Below are 18,813 nucleotides of genomic sequence, written 5' to 3'. Positions count from 1 at the left end.
TGGACCGAGAAAGTCGAAGGCCCCTCTCGAGAAAAAGAGCCTTCGAGTTTTTCACGGTTCGAGTGGTGCCTGCCGTTGTCGCGTGGTGGTCACACGAAATCAGCAGGCACCTTTCGGCAATTGGTTATCGCCGAATCCCCTGTTTCAGGACGACCGTTTTGTCACCGAATGGATCGTGCTGCAAATCGTTCGCGTAGGTGCCGATGCCCTTCAGGTACCGACCGAACCACGCGACCGAGTAGTAGTCGCGCATCACGTGGGGGGTGTACTCCCACTTGCCGCCGACCTGCGTCCAGCTGACCGTCGAGTAAGACGCGCCGACGAAGTTCGGATCGAGCACATCCTGACCGAAGGGCATGTGCTGGAGGACGTTGTCGAAGGCCACCTTCGTCTCGCCCGCCGCGAGGCGGTAACGCGGGAAGAGGTAGTCGTCGTAGTCGGTCACGTCCCAGTGGGTCGAGTCGACGAATCCGAGCAGCTCCTTCGGGCCCTGCAGGCGGCCGTAGCAAGAGCGAACGACGGGCTCGGGGTTGTCGAGCGTGGGCGGGAAGACACGCTCGCTCGCCAGGAACAGGTAGTCCGAGGGCTGACCGCCCGGGACGACGTTCGGATAGATCATGAACGGCACGTTGGTGAAGAACGTGCGGCTCAAGTCGTCTTCGTACGCGAGCGTGAGGAGCGTAGGTTTCGTGATCGGCTTGAAACGCGGCGGCTCCCACGACTTCGGGAGGCCGTTGTTCCAACCGATGCCGGTGGTGACGCTCTTCTCGGAGGCGAGGACGATCTGTGTCGTCATCGAGCCGAGCGAGTGACCCGAGACGCCGATGTGATCGGTGTCGACGTGGCCACCGAGGAAGCTGTGGCGATCCTTGTCGAGAGCCTTGATCGACTTGATGACACTCATCACGTCGTCGGCGCGCATCTCGAAGAGGTGCTGCATCATCTCGTTGGCGATCGGGAAGCCGCCAGGTTGGAAGATGAGGCCCGTGATGCGGTCCGGAACCGGCGCCTGCGAGAAGAGGATCTGGTAGGCCGCGTTCACGGCTGCCTGACCTTCTTGCTGGCGGAGCTTCGAGCCTGCGTCGTGGAAGACCGCCGGGAGACGCGAGTCGCCCGTGTGGTTCATCGCCACGACGATGTAGCCGTGGCTGGCGAGCTTCTCGCCGAGTGACGTCCACATTTCGCGCGACGAATCAGGGCGAACGTTGCCCGTGAAGCCACCGTGCGAGAGGACGACGACCGGGAAGCGGCCGTTGGCGATGGGAGCATTCGCCCAGCTTCCGCGCTTGCGGTTGGCGAGCTCGTCGAGGACGTCGTGTTCGAGCGCGGCGAAGGCCGTTGGATCATTCGCCTGGATCGCCGCGACGGGCTGACCCGACGCCGTGATCATGTACGGCGAGACGCTTCGGCGATCGAAGATGGAACGATCACCGAAGTAGTAGTCGAGGTACGTGGGGTGCTGCACCGAGCCGAGCTGGCAGTGCGCGTCGTCGAAGTCGTCGTCGCCGTCGTGATCCTGACCTTGGCCATGACCATGACCCGACGAACCACAACCCCGCGGAGCGTCGACGGGGTACCAGACTTCGGTGACGAGCGTGCGCGGCTCACCGATCGCGTTGAGGTGTGTGAGCAGTGTCTTGTAGTCGCTCGAGCCGTAGACTTCGTTCCACGGGTCGAAACGACGAGACGGATCGCGGACGAAGATCGACTTCGAACCCGCAAGATAAGGACCGTTCTTCAGCGGATCGACGTAGTCGCGATCACCGCGACCACGATCGTCGTCATCATTTCCCGACAAGGCGTTGTCGGTCGACGAGACGCTCTCTTCATTCGAGTCATCGCTGCTGCACGCGACGAGCGTCAGAGCGATACCGAGCCCAAAGACCTTGAGCGCTTTCATTCCACCCTCCTTGGACCTAGCCCCGACGCCCAGACGACGCCGGCGCTGGTCAATGCACGGACAATCGTGGGTCAGCCTACACAACAATGTCGCAGCGCAAGGGCTCGCTGCCGCACGCGACGCAAAGTCACTCCGCCAATGCGTGCACTCTTACGTTCGTTCGCGACAGCTGCCACGAATGTGCGATTCGCACGAGCGTCGACGGCAGCTCCGGTGACGGAGCGTGCGTTCGGAACATTGCACGATTGAAGTCCGCGCACGAATGCCCGAATTGTCGCCTCGTTCGAGGATGCTCGTGTGCACACGAACGTGATCGGCCGAATGAACACGCTGTTCACGACTCGCACTCGGCACGGCATTTTCCTAGCGAATCGCTGACGCAACGAGCCGAAGCAGCAGCCGTGCGCCACCTGCTGTAACCTTCGTCGCCGATGGCGCTCGCCATGTCCTCACCCGCCGCTGCCTCGAGCACCATGCTCGCGTGTCAGTCGTGCGGCGCGACCCTCGCGTTTCCGGCCGGCATGCGCACGGTCGTCTGTCCGTATTGCGCATCGCCTTCCGTCGTCGAGCGACCGCCGACGCCCGGTCGGCCGAATCCGAGCTTCGTCGTCGCGTTCGTCATCGCTCGCGAGCGCGCGCTCCGCCTCGTGCAGCAGTGGCTCACGCGGAGTCGCGGGCTCTTCACGCATTCGGGACTTCGCAACGCCACCGTCGAAGACGTGCGTGGTGTCTACGTTCCCGCGTATCTCTACGGCTCCGTCGCCCACTCTTCGTACGTCGCGAACATCGGCGAGAATTACACCGAGACCGAGACGTACGAGACCTCGGACGGCAAAGGCGGCACCACCACCGCCACGCGCACCGTCACGCGAACCGAATGGCACACGCTCTCCGGCCAGCACTCGACCTACGCGCGCGACGTTCTCGTCACCGCGGCGCGTGGGCTCGCGAATGCGGAGCTCGAAGCGATCGAGCCCTACGATCTGCGCGCGCTCTGTCGTTATGCGCCGATGATCGTCTCGGGGTGGCCGGTCGAGGAGCCTTCGCTCGATCCCACGCAATGTCTCGAGATGGCGCGCGGCGAGGTGATGGCTCGCCTGCGAACGGAGATCCACCGTTTCATGCCCGGTGATACGTCGACCGGGCTGAACTTCACCACGAGCTTCGACTCCGAGTCGCTGGAGCTCATGCTCGTTCCCGTCTGGGTTCTCGCGCTTCGCTACGATCCTCAGAAGCCGCCGCTGCGCATCGTCATCAACGGACAGACGGGCAACGTGCACGGTCGCGCGCCGCTCTCGGTGCCGAAGATTCTCGTCGCGATTGGCCTGGGAGTCGCGCTCATCGTGGGGCTCTATCTCGTGGCGAGGTACACGTGACAGCCTCCGCCTTGGCCCTGGCCCCCTGCCGGCGATGTCGCTCGCCGCTCGAGCTCGGTGATCTTCTCTGCGCCGTGTGCGGAATCGGCACGCCGTCGGCCTTGCAGAACGTTCCTGCCGAGGCGCGCGCGACCATCCTTCGTTGCGGAGGCTGTGGCGCCGCCGTCAGCTACTCTGCCGAGGCGCAGGCGGCGCGTTGCGCGTTTTGCACGGCCGAGATGAAGCCGGAGCAGCCCACCGATCCGCTCGAGAAGGCCGAGTCGTTCCTGCCGTTCGTGGTCGATCCGCAATCCGCCCAAGGAGCGCTGCATCGCTGGCTCGGATCGCTCGGCTGGTTCCGTCCGTCCGACCTCGCGAAGACGGCCTCGCTCGTCGGGCTTCGTCCTTTGTACTGGACGGCGTGGATCGTCGACGCGACCGCGCTCGTGAGCTGGACGGCGGACTCCAACGCCGGTTCGCGAAACGCCGATTGGGCGCCCCATGCGGGGCAGACGCCGATGACGTTCGCCGGAATTCTCGTGCCCGCCACCCGAGGTCTCTCGCACGCCGAGTGTCAGAGCCTTACCCGGTACTTCGACCTCGCGAGCGCGCGCCCCGGCCCGGCCGCCCCTGCGCAGACCACGACCGAGTGCTTCGGTGTGCAGCGCTCGGCGGCGCGCGCGATCGTCTCCGATGCCGTGCATGCGACGGCGATCGAGCGTCTGCAGCGAGGGCACATCCCGGGAAGCCGAACGCGCAACGTGAAGGCGTCGATCGTGCTCTCGGGCCTCGTCACGCGACGAATGGCTCTGCCGACCTACGTGCTCGCGTACGAGTACAAGGGAACGGTCTATCGCGCGCTCGTACACGGGCAGAACGTGCAAGGCGTCTTCGGCAAGGCGCCGTACGACATCGGCAAGATCCTGCTCGTCGTCGGTGGCGTCATCCTCGCGGTCGTCCTCCTGATCGTCGTCCTGTCGGCGCTGGGCTAGCGCGCGTCAGCTCACGACGCGGAGCGAGCCCTTCACCACGCCATAGCCGCCTTCCATGCGGAGCTCACGCCACACCTCGCCGGCGCGCGTGGGCTCCGTGACGGCGCGCTTGTAGGCCGTGACGAGTCGCTTCACGTCGGTGGCGTTCTCGCGAACGAGCTCGATGCGGAAGCGGCCCACGCCCGCTTTGGCGAGCGCAGGAACGAGCTGAACGGCGCTCTGCGGCTTGGCGTGGAAGACCGTGTTGCGGCACCCGACGTCGGCCTCGACGGGGTGCTCCATGCCGGCGCGGTCGCGGAGCGAGACCTTGTGATGATCGCAGGGCCGGCCGCACGTCTTGTAGTCCTTGCCGTCGGAGAGGAGCGCCGCGATCGCGCAGTGCTCCATGTGGAAGAGCGCCATCGGGTGGTGCACGACGACCTCGGCCCACGGCCCGAAGGGCGAGCTCAACAGCGTGACGAGCTGCGCGGCGTCGAGGTCGAACGACGGCGTGAAGGCGTCGAGCCCGCGCCCGAGGATCTCGGCGGCCGAAATGCGATTCGTGACGTTGAGCGAGAAGTCTCCGATGGCAACGACCTTGGAGCCCGCCTGCCGTGCCTTGGAGAGCTCGCGCAGCGCGCCGAGGCCGCGAACCAGCACGGCGTCAGGCTCGAGCGAGGTGATGTATTTGTCGATCTTCTCTTCGCCCGGCTTCCGAATGCGCGGCGGCGCCACGCCTACGAACACGCCGCGTGCGCGAAGGGCTCGCAGGGCTTCGCCGGTGCCCGTCAGCTCGAGAAAATCGAGGTACACGCCGCTTGCCCCCGCCTCGGCCGCGGCCATGGCCTGCTCGAGCGTGCGGCAAAGCACGAAGAGACCGCCCGGCGCGGCGTCGGCCGTCTTCGGCGGCGCGGAGGCCTCGACCATGTCCGTGTAACTTGCACTCGTCGTCTCGTGGTGGACGACGGCATGCTCGCCGAGGGCGGACGTCAGCGCGCGGCGCGCTCGGTTGAGCGACGAGATCGGAACGATGGTGCCTTCCGGCAGGGCCACCTCGAGAGCGCCGAGCTCGAAGGCCGTGTCGCCGAGGCGACCGAGTTTGTCGCGAAGGGTGGCTGCATCGAGCGGCGTCGAGCGAGCCAGTTCCACGTTGGCGTCGCCCGTGACGCGTGCGAAGCCGCCGGAGCCGGTCTTGCCCTCGAGCACGAACGGCTCGCCCACGTGTCCGGCGATGCGCAGATCGAGACGGACCTTGTGCGGGTGGGCGGTGAGCTCGGCCAGGATTCGCTTTTCGAGGCCCGGATCGTTCGTCTTGAACACGCGACGACCGGCAGGGGGCGCGTCGTGGCCGCGTTTCTCGAGGGCGCTTTCGGGCCCGAGCCACACGAGCACGGTCGTGCCCGCGTGCGCGCTAGGAACGTCTTTGCCGGCGGCCGTGATCGACCAGACGCGCCCGCCGATCTCGCCTGCGCTGGCCAGGCCTCCTTCGACGAGGATGCCGTCGCCGCGCGCGAGATCGTGCTCGAGCTTCAGCGACAACCACGTCTTCCCGATCTTGCGTTCCACCGCGAGCAGCGTGCCGACGGGGAGGCCGCGGTGATCGCACGCGCGGCCTTCGACGAGGCGCTGATGATCGACGCCCTGGAAGAAGCCGGTGCCCGAGCCGCGCGTGAAGGTTTGTAGCGCGTCGCTTCGCTCGGCCTCGGTGGGCCCCGCCTTGGTGTCGCCCATCGCACCGTCGACGGCCTTGCGATAGAGCCGCGTGGTCGAACCCACGTAATCTGGGCCCTTCAGGCGTCCTTCGATCTTGAGCGAAGCGATGCCGAGGCGAACGAACTCCGGCACGAGCGACGAAGATTCGAGATCTTCAGGCGAGAGCAAATAGGCGCGGTCGGCCGTCTCGACGTCTTTGCCGTCGACGACGAGCGAGTAGGGGAGGCGGCAAGCCTGGGCGCACGCACCGCGGTTCGCGCTTCGCCCGCCGATGGCTTCGCTCGTGAGGCATTGACCGGAGTACGAGATGCAGAGCGCGCCGTGGACGAACACTTCGACTTCCACGTCGGTCTCGGCGCGGACCTTCGCGATGTCGTCGAGGGACATCTCGCGCGCGAGGATCACGCGGCTCGCTCCGAGCTCACGCGCGAGCTCGACGGAGGATGCATCGGTGCAGGTCATCTGCGTCGAGGCGTGAATCGGAAGGTTCGGAGCGATGGCTCGTGCGAGCTTGGCGACGCCCAGATCCTGGACGATCACCGCGTCGACACCTGCCTCCGCACAGGCGCGCACCGCGGCTTCCACGCCGGCAAGCTCGCTGTCGAAGACGAGCGTGTTGAGCGTCACATACCCGCGCACGCCGTGCTCGTGCAGGTAGCGCATCGTTTCGCCGAGAGCGCCGGCGTCGAAGTTGGTTGCCCGAGCTCGAGCGTTGAAGCCCTGGAGTCCGAAATAGACGGCATCCGCCCCGGCCAGGACGGCAGCGTCCATCGCTTCGCGGTCGCCCGCAGGCGCGAGGATCTCGGGTCTCTTGGTAGGCGCGGGCATGGCGGCCTTCTTTAGCGCAAAATAGGGAGAAATCACCCTCCGCCATGGGCCCGCTTACGCGTGCGCCGCTCGGGCCGGTTTCCACCGCGGTTCGCGGTGGAGCTCTGCTCGTGGTGTGGCCGATTTCCGTGCTCGCGCTCGACGAATTACGGATTGCAGGGGGCGTCGCGGTCGTCGACGGGCGCGACGATCGTTGCCGTTCCGGTCTCCAGGAAGGTCGAGTGGAAGCACGCGTACTGGTGCTGGACCACGGGCTTTTGCCGGTAGATCGCGTGACCGTCGTTGCCCGGCCCGGGGTCGTACTGGACGATCGCGCCCGTGTACGTCTGGCCGTTCTCCGACGTGAGGTTGGCCTTCACCGGGTACGAGAGCGGCGTGTCGAGCCCCACGAGCTTCTGCGCGTCCCGCATCGTCGGCCAGATCTCGTCGCCCACGCGCGGGTGGCCGTACGAGAGATCCATGGCGTCGTAGACGGGCGTGGGGAAGTACGAGTCGTTGAGGCCGGCGGGTTCGTAGATCGGGCGTGCAGGGTGACCCGGTAGCGGCCGGCGAGCCACGCGGATCGCGCTGACCATCGGATCGATGGCTTCGAGCGCCGTCTCCGCGATGTGCAGCGCGGGGTGCACGAACGTGAGCTGTTCGGGTGTCTTCATCAGCAGCGCCACGAGCCCCGCCGCGCCTGGGACGGTCGACGTCTTGAGGATGAAGTAGACCCAGAATCCGCCCGCGCCCGTCGGAACGGACAACTTGATGCGCGGCTCCACGGCGCTCACGAGATTGGTGTACATTCCACCCATCGACTGGCCCTGCGCGTGCGGCTTGTCGGTGAAGTGGTAGGCCGTCTCGCCGGCGGGCAAGGTCGGTCCGGCGCATCCTTCCAGCATGGACGGCGGGATCGACAGCTTCTCGAGGGCCGCGAGCACGAGGCGAGACTCGAGAATGCCCTGCCGGAACGTGTCGCGCATGGCGATGAGGTTGTTGATGTTGAGGTAGTCGATGTCGCTTGCGCCGGGCACGCGCTCCGGGCTGATGGGGAGCGCCGCACCCGCCGAGGCGATGCCCCGCTTCGCCAGGTTCGGCCCCGGGTAGCGATCGCCGGGATCGGCGTCGTCGCCACCGTCGATCACCTGGCGCGAGACGCCGCCCGAGCCGTGGAAGTAGATGACGAGCGGATAGCCGCCCGCGGGCATGGGGGTTCTCGGAATGGCGATCGAAACGGGAACGCTCTCGTCGCGCTGCTTCTTCGGGAGGCCGTCGGCACCCATCTCGAAGAGGCCTTCGGTCGAGTAAATCGGCGTGCCCTTCTGGAATTGCGGGAGAACGATCTTCGCGCGAACGTGGCAGAGCTCGGGGAGCTTGTTCGCCGGATCGGCCTCGAGCGCGAGGTCGGTGAGCGCGGGAGTGTATTGTGCAAGGACCTTGTCCCCGAGGGCCGCGGTCTCGGCGACGACGTCACCGGTCGTGAACACCGTAGCGTTGGCGACGTCCGTGCGAGCAACGCCGATCTTGTCGAGCGTCTCCCAGAGCGGCGCGTAGAGGGCGCTCAGCTTGTCGCCGTTCGCCGTCTTCGGGGTTTCTCCGCGCGCGAGAGCGGCGAGGGCATCGGGGGTCTTCGGTTCGCCACCCGCCTGGAGGCCGACGGCGCGTGTGACGACGAACGCATACTTGCGGTTCGGTGTGAGGACGATGCCCGGGCGCGCCGCGACCGCGAGCAGGTAGTCGGGCACGTACGGATCTGCGTTCGGCGTTGCGGCGACCACCGGGAAGGTCTTCCCGCGCTCGGGCGATGCGGGGTCGACGTCGACCAGAAGAATGGGCGCCTTCGCGCCGCCTTGGACGAGCACTTCGGGATCACGAGCCGCGAGCTGCGCGTTGAAACGGAAGTATCCGGCCGGGACGACCGGGAAGCCCTTTCGATCCATCGCGCCCTTCTTGAGCCCATCGAGGATCGCGACGCCCGGGTTCGGAAACGCCGATACGTCCGGCGTTCCCTCGGCAGTGAGCCGCAGGTCCGACGGGTACGGAAAATCGAAGAACGCGCCTTCCGCATCGAACTTCGCTTCCAGATCGAAAGACGTCGTCGGTGACGAGCTCGACGCCTCGTCCGAGCTACTGCACCCGGGAGCGAGCGCGATCGAAGGAGCGAGCACGTACAAGGACGCGAACGCCAGGGCGGTCGAGAAGGAGGTAGAAAGTGCGCGTTTCAAGGCCCGAGACGCTACACCTGCGGTCGCGCTTCGTCGTGACGAAATCGTGGCGTGAGGCCCGCGCGAGACGTGTCACATCGCGCGCCTGCTCGTACGTTCATTCGCCGTGCAACTCCGCGCCGGCGATGCGTTCGCCCGTGGAGAGCTCGCACACGCCTTGGCCACCTTTCTTCGGCCCGGAGGTCGGTTCCGCGAGGACGAAGCGGCAGTTCATGCGCGTCTGCCCGCCGTCGTCGAGGCGCGCGAGGATGTACCCGCTGTACTGCGTGACCGTTCCGTAGCCGGGGCCATAGGCGCCGAAACACGAGGAGTACCAGTCGCAGCCCCAGCCCATCCACGTGTCCACCGTGGTCTGGTTGACCGTCGCTGGCTCGAGGTACTGCCCGTTGAAGATGCGGCCGCCTGGCAGTTCGGCGCGAATCGTCCCGTGCTCCCAGCTCGCGCCGTCGCTCTTCCAGTAGAAGACGACGCGACCTTGGCTCGGCCCGGTCTGAGTTGAGCCGATGGCAACCGGAGGAACGGTGGCGGCCGTCGTCGTGGCCGGGCCAATGAGCTCACCGCTACCAGCGCCGCTCGCCGAACACGCGAGACCGAAAGCGGCCGTCACGGTGCCGAGGACGGCAAACGAAAAGACCCGCGCCACGTTGAGCTTCATCACTGCACCTCCGTCCTCTGCCGAACGTGATGCACAGAGCGCACCTAGATGACCCGTGCGCCGCCCTGCGAGTACTTCTTGAGCGAGCTCTGGCGCGCGGTGTAGCGTGCCGGCAATGCCCGGTCGTGCCTGGATTTACGTCGTCTTTTTGCTGTCGGGCTTCGCCGCGCTGCTCTATCAGGTCGTCTGGCAACGGGCGCTCTACGCCATCTACGGCATCAACGTCGAGAGCGTCACCATGGTCGTCACGGCCTTCATGCTCGGCCTCGGCCTCGGGAGCATCGCCGGCGGCGCGGTCTCGAAAGATCCCAAGCGTCCGGTGCTCTTGATGTTCTCGCTCGTCGAGCTCGGTATCGGTCTGTTCGGATCAATCTCGCTCTCGGTGTTTCACGCCGTCGGCAACGCCACGCTGGGTATGAGCGCGGTCGCCACCTTCTTCGTGACGTTCCTGCTCGTCCTCGTTCCGACGCTCCTCATGGGAAGCACGCTCCCGCTCCTCGTCGCGCATCTCGTGCGTTCGAGCGGCAACGTCGGCAAGAGCGTGGGCACGCTCTACTTCGTCAACACGCTCGGCTCGGCGTTCGCGTCGGCCGCGTCGGTTCTCTACATCATGGGCCATGCCGGCCAGCGCGGCTCTGTGCATGTCGCGGCCGCTCTCAACGTCACCGTGAGCCTTCTTGCGTACGTCGCGCACCGTCGCGCGGTTCGCCCGCAGGAGATCGCGGCAACGCTGGCCCAAGCGGCGAGCGCCCCGCCTCGTTGAGGCCGTAACTTCGCCTTCGCTCGGAGTCGTTCGATGGGTTTTGGTCTCGCGTTGCTCGTGGCTGCGGTGAGTGGTTTCATCGCGCTCTCCTACGAGATCCTCTGGTACCGGGTGATTGCGTTCGCGAGCTGGGGCCTGCCCGGCGCGTTCGGTCTCCTGCTCGCGGCGTATCTGTTCGGTCTGGCCATCGGCTCGCGCGTCAGCGGAGCATTCTGCAAGGACCAGTCGCAGGCCGGTGACAAGAAGCAGCTGCGCCTCCTCGCGGTGTTCGCGTTCGTCGCGAACGTGGTGGCGTGGCTCGTCGTTCCCGTCTTCGGTTGGTCGGCCGGCCGGTGGGATTGGCCGGGCGCCCTTCTGTTCGTGGGCGTGGCTGCCGCGCTGCTCGGGGCGATTCTGCCGCTCGTCAGTCACTTCGGCATCGCCGCCGACGACCGCGCAGGCGAGCGGCTCAGTTATGTGTATCTTGCCAACATCGTCGGATCGGGCGCCGGCAGCCTGCTGACGGGGTTCGTCTTCCTCGATGCCTGGTCGATCGCGACGATCGGCGCCGTGATCGCCACGACGGGCATGGTGCTCGTCGCGCTGCTCGTCGCTCTGGCCGACCTCGAGCGGGTCACGCGCATCGGCGCCCTGGCGATGCTGGCCGTTGCGGGCTTCTTGCTGGTGAAGCTATCGCCGCGCATGAACGACCAGATCTGGGAGCGCTTGCTCTACAAGTCCGACTTCAAGCCGGACACGCGCTTTGCCGAGGTCATCGAGACGAAGAGCGGCGTCATCACCGTCACGCAAGACGGCACGGTCTACGGCGGCGGCGCGTACGACGGTCGCTTCAACACGTCGATTGTCCACGATCGCAACGGCATCATGCGCGCCTACGCGATCGGCGCCCTGCACCCGGCGCCGAAGAAGATCCTCATGATCGGCCTGGCCTCGGGCTCGTGGGCTTCGGTCATCGAGCACATGCCCGGTCTGGAGCACCTCACCATCGTCGAGATCAACCCGGGCTACTTGAAGCTCGTGGCCGGTCACCCGGAGGTGGCGGGCATCTTGAAGGACCCCAAGGTGGACATCGTCATCGACGACGGCCGTCGCTGGCTCCATCGTCATCCGGACGAGCGTTTCGACGTCATCGTCATGAACACCACCTGGCACTGGCGCGCCCACATCACGAACCTGCTCTCCGCGGAGTTCATGGATCTCGCGCGCGCGCACCTGCTGCCGGGCGGGCTCTTCTACTTCAACACCACGTCGTCGGACGACGTGCAGAAGACGGCGGCCACGGTGTTTCCGTCGGCGATGCGTGTCTACAATTTCATGGCGGTCAGCGATTCACCCCTCGTCTTCGACAAGGGCCGCTGGTCCAAGACGCTCGCGGACTTCTCGTTCGACGGCAAGCCCGCCATCGATCGCTCGACCGAAGACGGCAAGAAGTTCTACGACGAGCTCGTCGCCTACGCCGATCTCATCCACCAGCCCCCGCAAGACGAGGGCCTGGAGGCACGCGACAGCATCCTTGCTCGCACACAGACGGCCATCCTGGTGAGCGACGACAACATGGTGCCGGAGTGGCGTCAGGTGCTTCGTTTTCCCGAGCATCCTTGAGCGGCAAGCGAGGCAAGCGAGGCAAGCCGGCCATCTTAAATCTTCCCTATCCCGGGGCGTCACCCGAACGGCGACCTTTACGTGTGGACTGCATATGGCGAGACTGGGGCACAATGCGAAACGTCGCTCTTTGCCTTGCACCGCTCGTCGCTGCTGGTCTCCTTATCGCGTGTGAAGACGATGGGAGCACCGGAGGTGGTGGCACGTTCAATCCCGATTCGGGGACGTACCAGCCGCCCCCGACGACGACGCCCTCGCCCTCGGACGGCGGCGCGGACACTGGCTCGCCTGACGGCGACGTAGGGCCGGCTCCGCTCACCGTGACGGTCATGAGAGGCAATGGCCCGGCGGCCAACGTGGAGATCGTATTCCACGACGCCGCAGGTGCCGTTATCAGCACCGCGAAGACGGACGCCGCGGGCAAGGTCGTCAACACGGGGCCCGTGCCCGCTCAGGTGAGCGCGCTCCTCGGCGGCTCCTCGAACCGACGGATTCATACGTGGACGGACGTCGCGGACCACGATCAGCTCTTCGTCAACGACACGTTCAGCGCCGACGGTGACGACGTCACCGGCATCTACAACGTGACCTTGCCCGGGCGATTCCAGAGCGCCGTCTCGTACAAGCTCTTCGCCGGACCCTGCCTGGGCGCCATCGAAAGCGACACCGCCCCGCAGCCCTACGACCTGTATGTCCGGCTGAATTGTCAGCGCCCGCAGATGTCGGTGCTGGCCCGCGCCTACGACCAGGGCAACAACCAGTACGGCTTTGCGTTCAAGAAGGGCATCGCGCCGATTCTCGACGGGACGACGGTTCCGGTGACGCTGGGGAATTGGGCGGCCGGCACCAAGTTGGACTTCTCCGTCACGAACACCCCCACCGACGTCTCGATTCACGGCAACGTCCTGGAGATCGCCGACGGCCTCGGGTTCTTCGCCGGCGAGAACGTGCTGGTCGCCAACGGTCAGACTACGCCGGTCGAAGTGGCGAAGGGATTCGCCGACGCGCATCAGTTCACGGGGACGCTCTCGAACTGGGAGAGCCGCCGATCGATTACGAAGCGCGTGCCGAGTACGACGACGGCCGCGTCGCTCGACTTCGCCACAGTCTTGCCGGAGATTTCGCAGGTCGGTGTCGACGGCGCCGAGCCGCTCCGGCCGACGGTCACCTGGTCGGCGGCGGGGCCGCTCGGCGGAACCGACGGGGGTGGCGTCATCCTCTGGTTCACGGACGCTCGTGAAAGCATGACCACGTGGACGTTCACCGTCTCCCCTGGAGCGACGAGCGTGAAGGCGCCGGCAATGCCGGCCGACGCGGCCGATTGGCTGCCGCGCGCCGGCACTGGCACCTCGAGTACGTTCCAAGAGCCCGAGGTGTTCTTCGTCGAATCCGACGTGCTGTCCTACGAGCAATTCCGGAGCCAAGCAGGCCGCTTCGTTCCAATGGACGACGTCAACGACCCCAACCGCGCCGACAAGATCGTGCTGCCGCAAGACGGCACGCTGCGCACGACCCAGCACGTCTACATCCAGCCGCTCTAAGCTCGAGGGGTCCGTGGCGACGAAGAAATCGCCGCGCGCGTTCTTGACTGATTGGTCCGAATAACTATGGTCTAGGGTCATGGCGCGGGCCAAAGAGTTCGATCGCGAGCAGGCGCTCGACCGCGCGATGCACGTCTTCTGGCGGAAAGGCTACGAAGGCGCATCGCTCGGCGAGCTCCTCGAGGCGATGGGGATCGCGCGCCAGAGCCTCTACGACACGTTCGGCGACAAGCACGCGCTCTATCTGGCGGCGCTCGAACGTTACGTCGACCGGCGGTGGGTGGAGATCCATTCCTGCCTCGACAGCGCGCCGTCGGTCAAACGCGCGATTCGCGATCTCTTCGACGCCATCGTCGATGAGTCCGACGAGGAGAAACGACGCGGCTGCCTGGGAATCAGTGCGGCCATGGAGGTCGCCTTGCACGACGCGGTGGTGGCGAAGATCATCGGCACGCGTCAGAAGCGCATCGAAGAGCTCCTGTTTCGTACGCTCGAGAGAGGGCGCGAAACCGGTGAAATTCCGAAAAGCAAAGACGCGCGGGCGCTCGCCCGCTTTCTCGTGGGACCTTGCAAGGACTCCGCGTCTCGGCGGCGACGGACCCTCGTCCGGCCACGCTCCGCGACATCGTGAACGTCACGATGCAAACGCTCGACTGAAGGCAAGGCGCAGAGCCTAGGCCGCGCTCGAAACTCCGCTCGATGAATGGGCACGAAGGGCCGCTGCGCCGTCGTGCGCTTTTTGTTGGTCAATAATGGACTGAATGGTCTGGAAAGGCTGAAGCATCATGGCTCGCAGGCTCGAAGGAAAGATCGCGCTCGTCACCGGTGGCACGAGCGGCATTGGACTCGCGGCAGCGAAGGTGTTCCACGACGAGGGGGCGCGCGTCATCGTCACTGGAACGAATCCGGTCACGGTCGAGAAGGCGAAGCTGGAGCTCGCGGGCGTCGCGGAGGTCCTTCGCTCCGATGCGGGCGATAGCGCGCAGATCAAGGAGCTCTTCGAGCACGTGAAGAGCACATACGGCCGGCTCGACGTTCTCTTTCTCAACGCCGGGATGCTCGGCTATGGCCCCATTGCGCCCGCGGACGAAGCGACGATCGACAGGGTCCTGAGCGTCAATTTCAAAGGACCGTGGCTCGCGCTCTCCGCGGCCGTGCCCCTTCTTCCGCGGGGGAGCACGGTTGTCTTCAACACCTCGATCACGAACGAGATGGGCGGTCCGACGACGGGCGCCTACGCGGCGTCGAAGGCCGCTCTTCGTTCGCTCGTGCGCGTTGCTGCAGCGGAGCTCGCCGACAAGGGAGTCCGCGTCAACGCCGTCAGTCCAGGGCCGACGGACACGGGCATCATCGGCAAGCACACGGCGACCAAGGCCGAAGCCACGTCGATCGAAGAGGGACTCGCAAGCAGGATTCCGCTGAGGCGACTTGGCCGGCCGGACGAGGTTGCGCGTGTCGCACTGTTTCTCGCCTCGGACGAATCGAGCTTCATGACGGGCGAGGAAGTCGTGGTGGACGGCGGTCTCACGCGCGTTTGATCGCGCCCGAACCTTCGGAGTCAACGCGAGAGCGGGCGTTGACGTAGGAGCTCGACGAGAAGCTCCTTGAAGACGCTCACGCGCGCCGGTACGTGCTTGCGCGTAGGCTGCACGAGGTAGAGCGAGCTCGTGAGCACGGTCCACTTGGGAAGCAGCCGCACGAGGGTGCCGTTCCTGACGTCCTCGTCGGCCAGGAACGAGGGCATGATTCCAATGCCACCGCCCAGGCGGAGGACCTCGCGCACGAAGTTCACGTCGTCGGCGAGAATGCAGCGCCCTTTGGAGCCAATGTCGAGTCGCGCGAGCGCTCGACCGAACTTCGACTTCCCGACGCCGCGAAAGCCGACCCAGTCGTGATCGGCGAGCTCCTCGGGCGTTCGCGGTGTGCCGCGCCGGGCGAGGTAGGAGGGTGAAGCGAATGCGTGGAAGCGGATCTCGCCGGCCTTTCGAGCAATGAGCGCGTTGCCCCTTAGCGACGGACCGGAGATGCGAAGCGCGAGGTCGACGCCTTCTTTCGCGAGATCGAGCATGGCCGAGGTGACGATCGTTTCGACGCGCACGTGCGGCCAGCGCGCGGTCATCCGTACCGAGGCCTCGGCGAGGAGCGTGGTGGCGATGTCGACGGTGGCCGTGAGCGTGAGCGTTCCGCTCGGCTCTTCGCGTCGTTCGGGCATGTCTCCGAGGGCTGCTTCGAGGCCCGCGAGCGAACCAGCGACGCGGTCGAAGAGCTGGCGCCCTTCCTGGCTGGGATCGACCTTGCGCGTCGTCCGGTGGAACAACGTTGCGCCGACGCTCTCTTCGAGAGCCGCGATCGATCGACTGACCGTCGAACGCGGAATGCCGAGGCGCTTTGCGGCCACCGAGAAGCTTCCGGTCTCGAAGACGGTCGCGAACGTACGGACGAGGTTCAGATCGATTGATCCCATGCTGCAACACAGATGTTCTGAAAGGCGCATTGTTGCAACACCGGAACGGTTGCATGGTGGGGGCCTCAAGGAGAACGTCGATGTCGCAACCTTCGATTCTCGTCACGGGCGCTTCCGGACACCTCGGCCGTCGCGTGGTCGATCTTCTCTTGGCCAAGGGCGCGGAGAACATCATCGCGACGACGCGTAAGCCCGAGGCGCTCGGCGACCTCGCCGCGAAAGGCGTCGACGTGCGCCGGGCGGACTTCGAGGACGAAGCGAGCCTCGAGTCCGCGCTCGCCGGCGTGGAGCGAGCTCTACTGGTGAGTACGGACGCGCTCGACAAGCCTGGGCGTCGCACGAGCCAGCACCTGGCCGCGGTCCGCGCCATGGTCAAGGCCGGGGTGAAGTACGTCCTCTACACGTCGCTGCCGAACGCCGCGAACACGACGGTCACGATTGCGGTCGACCACGCGAAGACCGAGGAGGCCATCGTCGCCTCGGGCCTCGACTACACGATCCTCCGCAACAACCTCTACGCGGACTACTTCCCGTACTCGCTGGCCCCGGCCGTGGCGTCGGGCAAGCTCGTCGACGCCAAGGGGGAGGGCGCTGTGGCGTGGATCACGCGCGAGGATTGTGCGCAGGCCGCGGCAGGCGCCCTTTTGGCTGCAAAAGCGGGCGATCGCATCGCCGTCGACGTGACCGGCCCCGAGCCGGTGACGAGCGCGCAGCTCGCGAAGCTCCTCGGTGAGCTCGTCGGTCGCGAGATTGTCCACGTGTCCGTCACGCCGGAGGCAATGCTCGAGCAGTTCCTCGCGAGCGGCATGCCGCGTGGAATAGCTGAGGCCATGGCATCGTTCGACGGTGCGATTGCCAAGGGTGACCTATCGAATGTGACGGATGCCGTCTCGCGCTATGCGGGCCGTCCCCCGACGTCGGTGAACACGTTCCTCGCCCAGCACGCCGCGACGCTGAAGGCCGCCGCCAAGTAGACCGTCACGTAGCCTGCGAGGGCGGTCTGGCGTAGGCTGCGGCGCGCCATGCCCCGCCGATCCCTTGCCGTCCTCGCTGCGCTCCTCGTCGCCACCGCGTGTGGCGCGCCCTCGGCACCGCGTCCTTCGCCGAGCAGTGCGGCCGGTTCCGCGCCGAGCGCAGCGCCGGCCCTGCCCGCGCCTGCACCGCTTCCGCCGCAGTGGCCGTACAAGTCGCCCGTTGTCGTGCGCGGCTCGAAGGGCATGGTCGTGACCGACGACGCGATCTCGGCGAAGGTCGGTCGTGACGTGCTTGCGACCGGCGGAAACGCCGCCGACGCCGCCGTCGCCACGGCGTTTGCCATGGCCGTGTCGTATCCGACGGCAGGCAACATCGGCGGCGGTGGCTTCGCGGTCACGCGCATCGGTGGTCAGGTCAAAGCGCTCGACTTCCGCGAGACGTCACCGGCCGCGGCTACGCGCGATACGTTTCTCGACGCGAACGGCAAGCCCACGACGGACGTTCGCGAAGGTGTTCGCTCGGCCGGTGTGCCCGGCAGCGTAGCGGGCCTCTGGGAGCTCCATCGCACGCTGGGCTCGAAGAAGAAGACGTGGAGGGAGCTTGTCGCGCCGGCCATCGCGCTTGCCAAAGACGGCTTCCCCGTCGACGACGCCTTCCTCGAGACGCTGCATGCCGCCGGCGAGCGGCTCAAGAAATTCCCCACGTCGGCCGCGCTCTACTTCCCGAACGGCGCGCCGCCGGCGAAGGGCTCGATGTTCAAGAACCCGGAGCTTGCCGCCACGCTCGAGCGTATCGCCGAGCAGGGCCCGAAGGGCTTCTACCAAGGGCCCACGGCCGATGCGATCGTCGCGCAGATGAAGGCCGACAAGGGCCTCATCACGCATGCCGACCTCGAGGCGTATCAAGCCAAGTGGCGCACGCCGATCGAGTTCACGTATCGCGGGCATCGCATCGTTTCGATGCCGCCGCCTTCGTCGGGCGGTGTCACCCTCGCGATGATCGCGCACATCCTCGAGGGCTACGAGCTCCGCTCGCTTGGCTGGCAAACGCCTGACCACCTGCACTACGTCTTCGAAGCGATGCGACGCGCGTATGCCGCGCGCAACGCGAAGCTCGGCGACCCCGACTTCGTGAAGATGCCGATCGCCGAGCTGCTCTCCGATCAGTGGGCCACGGCACAGCGCGCGACCATCGCGAAAGATCGCGCGACCCCCTCGAGCGAGATCGTGACCGAAGGCGTACCGAGCGGCGGTGGCCCGCACACGACGCACTTCTCGGTCGTCGATTCCGACGGGAATGCCGTGGCGCTCACGACCACGGTGAACTTCTGGTACGGCTCCGGTGTCACGGTGAAGGGCGCCGGGTTCATCCTCAACAACGAGATGGATGACTTCGCCGCCGTCCCTGGTCAGGCCAACGGGTTCGGCCTCGTGCAGGGTGAAGCGAACGCGATCGCCCCTGGAAAACGCATGCTCTCGTCGATGTCGCCCACCATCGTGACCGATCCCAACGGGAAGGTCATTCTCGTGGCGGGCGCGGCGGGTGGCCCGACCATCATCACCGCCGTCTTCCAGGAGCTCTCGAACGTCGTCGACTTCGGGCTCGACGTGGGCGCGGCGGTGAACGCTCCGCGCTTCCACATGCAGCATCTTCCCGACGTGGTCGTCTACGAGAAGGACGGTCTTGCCGAGGCCACGGCCACGAAGCTTGGGGCCATGGGCTACACGCTCAAGGAGCGCGGTCACATCGCCGACGCGCCCGCCATCGGACGCGCCGGCAACGATTGGGCGGGGGCCGCCGAGCCTCGTCGACTCGGCGGCCTCGCCGCCACGCCCTGAC

Annotated in this window: 14 protein-coding genes; 9 read left to right on the top strand and 5 right to left on the bottom strand. The window is 66.3% G+C overall.

The genetic code is table 11. The features are described from left to right. Nucleotides 1–124: 124 nt before the first annotated feature. On the bottom strand, nucleotides 125–1,900 hold the full coding sequence (locus AKJ09_RS15180; protein WP_146647914.1) for an alpha/beta hydrolase: 1,776 nt from the start codon (nucleotides 1,898–1,900) through the stop codon (nucleotides 125–127). 431 nt (nucleotides 1,901–2,331) lie between these two features. Between AKJ09_RS15180 and AKJ09_RS15175 the strand changes: the two genes are divergently transcribed. After that, nucleotides 2,332–3,276, top strand: coding sequence for a TFIIB-type zinc ribbon-containing protein (locus AKJ09_RS15175; RefSeq protein WP_240488486.1), 945 nt, complete (start codon nucleotides 2,332–2,334; stop codon nucleotides 3,274–3,276). Next, a complete protein-coding gene (locus AKJ09_RS15170; protein WP_146647913.1) occupies nucleotides 3,273–4,247 on the top strand; it encodes a zinc ribbon domain-containing protein in 975 nt (324 codons plus the stop codon). The genes AKJ09_RS15175 and AKJ09_RS15170 overlap by 4 nt, the downstream gene beginning before the upstream one ends. Nucleotides 4,248–4,253: 6 nt before the next feature. On the opposite strand, the gene AKJ09_RS15165 is transcribed toward AKJ09_RS15170, so the two are convergent. The 3 genes from AKJ09_RS15165 to AKJ09_RS15155 form a co-directional block, all read right to left on the bottom strand. Continuing rightward, on the bottom strand, nucleotides 4,254–6,767 hold the full coding sequence (locus AKJ09_RS15165; RefSeq protein ID WP_240488485.1) for a U32 family peptidase: 2,514 nt from the start codon (nucleotides 6,765–6,767) through the stop codon (nucleotides 4,254–4,256). 146 nt (nucleotides 6,768–6,913) lie between these two features. Next, nucleotides 6,914–8,974, bottom strand: a complete 2,061-nt coding sequence (locus AKJ09_RS15160; RefSeq protein WP_146647912.1) for a hypothetical protein — start codon at nucleotides 8,972–8,974, stop codon at nucleotides 6,914–6,916. Nucleotides 8,975–9,071: 97 nt separating this feature from the next. Continuing rightward, nucleotides 9,072–9,629, bottom strand: a complete 558-nt coding sequence (locus tag AKJ09_RS15155; RefSeq protein ID WP_146647911.1) for a hypothetical protein — start codon at nucleotides 9,627–9,629, stop codon at nucleotides 9,072–9,074. Nucleotides 9,630–9,744: 115 nt separating this feature from the next. Here AKJ09_RS15155 and AKJ09_RS15150 point away from each other — a divergent pair, with 115 nt between their 5' ends. The 5 genes from AKJ09_RS15150 (at nucleotide 9,745) to AKJ09_RS15130 (ending at nucleotide 15,073) form a co-directional block, all read left to right on the top strand. Then, the gene (locus AKJ09_RS15150) at nucleotides 9,745–10,392 is read left to right on the top strand and encodes a spermidine synthase family protein (protein WP_146647910.1); all 648 of its coding nucleotides are present in this window, start codon (nucleotides 9,745–9,747) and stop codon (nucleotides 10,390–10,392) included. Nucleotides 10,393–10,425: 33 nt separating this feature from the next. Beyond that, complete coding sequence (locus AKJ09_RS15145; RefSeq protein WP_146647909.1) at nucleotides 10,426–11,994, top strand: spermidine synthase; 1,569 nt, start codon at nucleotides 10,426–10,428, stop codon at nucleotides 11,992–11,994. 113 nt (nucleotides 11,995–12,107) lie between these two features. After that, on the top strand, nucleotides 12,108–13,535 hold the full coding sequence (locus AKJ09_RS15140) for a hypothetical protein (protein WP_146647908.1): 1,428 nt from the start codon (nucleotides 12,108–12,110) through the stop codon (nucleotides 13,533–13,535). A 79-nt stretch (nucleotides 13,536–13,614) separates the two neighbouring features. Further along, nucleotides 13,615–14,166, top strand: coding sequence for a TetR/AcrR family transcriptional regulator (locus AKJ09_RS15135; protein ID WP_146647907.1), 552 nt, complete (start codon nucleotides 13,615–13,617; stop codon nucleotides 14,164–14,166). A gap of 154 nt (nucleotides 14,167–14,320) precedes the next feature. Then, nucleotides 14,321–15,073, top strand: coding sequence for an SDR family oxidoreductase (locus tag AKJ09_RS15130; RefSeq protein WP_146647906.1), 753 nt, complete (start codon nucleotides 14,321–14,323; stop codon nucleotides 15,071–15,073). Between the two features lie 20 nt (nucleotides 15,074–15,093). Here the strand turns inward: AKJ09_RS15130 and AKJ09_RS15125 are convergent, their stop codons facing one another. Then, nucleotides 15,094–15,999, bottom strand: a complete 906-nt coding sequence (locus tag AKJ09_RS15125) for a LysR family transcriptional regulator (protein WP_169927550.1) — start codon at nucleotides 15,997–15,999, stop codon at nucleotides 15,094–15,096. 80 nt (nucleotides 16,000–16,079) lie between these two features. Between AKJ09_RS15125 and AKJ09_RS15120 the strand changes: the two genes are divergently transcribed. Then, a complete protein-coding gene (locus tag AKJ09_RS15120; RefSeq protein ID WP_146647904.1) occupies nucleotides 16,080–16,973 on the top strand; it encodes an SDR family oxidoreductase in 894 nt (297 codons plus the stop codon). Between the two features lie 48 nt (nucleotides 16,974–17,021). Further along, entirely contained in the window at nucleotides 17,022–18,812 is a 1,791-nt protein-coding gene (gene ggt / locus AKJ09_RS15115; protein ID WP_146647903.1) for a gamma-glutamyltransferase, read from the top strand. Nucleotide 18,813: the final 1 nt, after the last annotated feature.

Origin of the sequence: Labilithrix luteola, assembly GCF_001263205.1 — a bacterium.
Classification (GTDB): domain Bacteria; phylum Myxococcota_A; class Polyangia; order Polyangiales; family Polyangiaceae; genus Labilithrix; species Labilithrix luteola.
This window is presented reverse-complemented; position numbering and strand designations above follow the sequence as displayed.